We start from the raw sequence: 298 nt of genomic DNA, 5'->3' as shown, positions 1-298 counted from the left end.
GGCCCCGCGCGCCAGGTACGGCCCGCCCCGGTTGAAGATGTCGGCGCCGGTGTTGCCGAACCCGGCCGCCGACAACAGCGCCTGATCCAAATCCTTCTGCTGCGCGTTGATGGTGCGCGAGGTGACCACCGCGTTGTTCAGGAAATCGATCAGGTCGGGCGCGGCGTTGGCGTAGGTGTCGCCCAGCCCGGCCAGCTGCTGAATGTCGTGGCGCGCCTGGGGCATCTGCGGATTGACGTCATCGAGGATCGCGTTGGCGTTGACCACCGACTGGCCGAACCTGTCGCCCAGCCCGGTC

Annotated in this window: 1 protein-coding gene; it reads right to left on the bottom strand. The window is 68.1% G+C overall.

Going from position 1 to position 298, the window contains the following annotated elements; translation table 11 throughout:
• The coding region (locus WU80_RS25040; RefSeq protein WP_197281372.1) for an MCE family protein at window positions 1-298 on the bottom strand (298 nt) is incomplete at both ends.

The sequence above is a fragment of the Mycobacterium sp. UM_11 genome (assembly GCF_001414075.1).
GTDB lineage: Bacteria > Actinomycetota > Actinomycetes > Mycobacteriales > Mycobacteriaceae > Mycobacterium.
This window is presented reverse-complemented; position numbering and strand designations above follow the sequence as displayed.